The 1,929-nt window shown below is 70.4% G+C and carries 2 protein-coding genes and 1 pseudogene; all 3 read right to left on the minus strand.

Annotation, left to right across the window (positions count from 1 at the left end; translation table 11 throughout):
* Positions 1-546: sensor histidine kinase N-terminal domain-containing protein (locus ACDELDRAFT_RS21865; RefSeq protein WP_005800761.1), on the minus strand; the 546-nt coding region annotated here is incomplete at its 3' end.
* A gap of 5 nt (positions 547-551) precedes the next feature.
* Positions 552-1,214 carry a response regulator gene (locus tag ACDELDRAFT_RS21870; protein ID WP_040330524.1) on the minus strand — a complete coding sequence of 221 codons (663 nt, stop codon included), beginning with the start codon at positions 1,212-1,214 and terminating at the stop codon, positions 552-554.
* Between the two features lie 99 nt (positions 1,215-1,313).
* Positions 1,314-1,929 (minus strand): annotated as a pseudogene (locus ACDELDRAFT_RS21875) (DNA mismatch repair endonuclease MutL); the annotation flags it as partial.

Consider the following 1,929-nt stretch of genomic DNA (forward strand, 5'->3'; position numbering starts at 1 on the left):
GCGGATCAGCAGCCCCAGCAGCGGCAGGATGACCAGAAGCGGCACCAGCAGCCCGGCCAGTGCCTGGGCGCGCGCGGCGCTGCGGTGCGCCAGCGGGTCGCCCACATGGATGAACATCGGCAGTGAAGGATGGGCGAGCGTGTAGGTGCGCAGCACGGGCGTGTCGAAGAAACCCGTGCTCAGCGGCACGGCCAGAGGGGTGAGCGGCGCGTCCGCCGAGCGCAGCAGCAGCTCGTTGTGGCCGTTGACCACCTGGTACATGAGCACGTCGTGGTGGGCACCGCTCAGGTTGCTGTGCGGGACCTCAAGGCGGTAGAGCGTGCCGTCGCGTTCCGAGGGGTTGCGGTGGTTGCGCGCGTCGTGCGCGGCCAGGTCCAGCAGGCGCTCGGCGCTTTCCACCAGGCCGGCGTCGAGCTGTTCGCTCAGCTCGTGCTGCAGGTACCAGCCCACGGCGCCGGCGGCGGTCACCCACAGCATGGCGATCCATGGCAGCAGTGCCCGCGTGAGCGCGCGAGAGAGGCTGTGGTGGGGGCGGGCCGCTGCCATGGTGGTCAGGCGCTGGTGTTGAGCTTGTAGCCCAGACCGCGCAGCGTCTGGATGCGGTCGCGCCCGATCTTGCGGCGCAGGTTGCTGATGAAGACCTCGAGCGTGTTGCTGCTGGCGTTGGCATCCAGGCCGTACAGCGCGTCCTGCAGGCTCTCGCGGGTGTGGATGCGGTCGGGCCGCAGGGCCATCACGCGCAACAGGGCCCATTCCTTGGCCGTGATTTCCACCGGTTGGCCGTCGAGGGTGACCACCATGCGGGCAAGGTCGATCGACAGCCCCTGTAGCTGCAGCGTGGCGCTGCCCACCCCGCTGCGCCGGCGTTCGACGGCGCGCAGCCGTGCCAGCAGTTCGTCGGGGTCGTAGGGCTTGACCAGGTAGTCGTCCGCTCCGGCGTCGAGCCCCCGGATGCGGTCGGTGATCTGGTCGCGGGCGGTGAGCATGATCACCGCGCTGTCGGGCAGGGTGCGGCGAAGCAGCGGCAGCAGCGCAAGGCCCTCACCGTCGGGCAACTGCCAGTCGAGCAGTACCGCTGCCCAGTGCGCGGCGGGCAGCAGCGCGCGCGCATCCGCCAGGCTGGCCGCGCATTCGCAAACGAAGCCGCGCGCGTTCAAAAAGGCCATCAGTGCCTCGGCCAGCGGGGCGTCGTCTTCGATCAGCAGTATGCGCAAGGAGGTCTCCCCAGGTGTAGGCGGCCCGGCTTCCGGGGCCGGGGGCAGCGCCCGCATCGTGCCCCGGCGACCTGAACGCTGGCTGAAGCCGGCGGCCGCTCAGCGCCCGCGCAGGAACAGGGCGTCCAGATCGCGCATCGACAGCTGGCGCCAGGTGGGGCGGCCGTGGTTGCACTGGTCGGAGCGATCGGTGGTTTCCATCTGCCGCAGAAGGGCGTTCATTTCATCGGGCGTGAGCTTGCGGTTGGCGCGCACCGCCCCGTGGCAGGCCATGGTGCCCAGGATCTCGTTGCGGGCCCGCTGCACCACCGTGGTGGCGTCGTGCGCAGCCAGTTCGGCCAGCACGCTGCGGGCCAGTTCCACCGGGTCGCCTTGCGCGAGCGTGGTAGGCACGGCGCGCACGGCCAGCGTCTTGGGCGAAAAGGGCACCACTTCCATGCCCAGCAGATCCAGCACCTCGGTGCTGGCCTCGGCCGTGGCGACTTCCTCGGGCGTGGCCGCAAAGGTGGCGGGGATCAGCAAGGGCTGGCTCGCAATGCGGGCGCCGGCATCGACCTGGGCCTTGAGTCGCTCGTACACGATGCGTTCATGCGCGGCATGCATGTCGACCAGCACCAGACCCTGCGCGTTTTCGGCCAGGATGTACACACCGTGCAACTGCGCCAGCGCGCGGCCCAGCGGCCAGTTGGCCTCGCGCGGGGCCTGCCCGGCGAAG

The sequence above is a fragment of the Acidovorax delafieldii 2AN genome (genome assembly GCF_000175235.1).
Classification (GTDB): Bacteria; Pseudomonadota; Gammaproteobacteria; order Burkholderiales; family Burkholderiaceae_C; genus Acidovorax; species Acidovorax delafieldii_B.